Source organism: Tannerella forsythia, assembly GCF_001006485.1.
Classification (GTDB): Bacteria; Bacteroidota; Bacteroidia; order Bacteroidales; family Tannerellaceae; genus Tannerella; species Tannerella forsythia.
Genome location: NZ_JUET01000127.1, coordinates 1 through 255 on the forward strand (window position 1 = coordinate 1; position 255 = coordinate 255).

At 52.2% G+C, this 255-nt stretch carries 1 pseudogene; it reads right to left on the minus strand.

Features of this window, described 5'->3' with window-relative positions:
• A pseudogene (locus Tanf_RS12015) lies at window positions 1–255 on the minus strand (IS110 family RNA-guided transposase); the annotation flags it as partial.

The following is a 255-nucleotide window of genomic DNA, read 5'->3' on the forward strand; positions in this document are numbered from 1 at the left end:
ATATCAACACCTGTTTCCGCAATGATTGCCGTGGCTGCGCGTTCCTTGACACCGGGGATGGTTTGCAGGCGTTCGTATGGTTTGGGGTAATGTTCTTTGCAGAGCCGGACGAGTTCTTGCTGACAGTCCGCCGTCTGTTCTTCGATCAGGTCGAGTGTTTCCTTCAATTGTCTGAGAACAATCAGGTCGGTTTCTGAGAACGAGCCTGTCAGCGCGGCTTTCACCCTCTCACGTCCATGTTTGTTGAGTATGCGT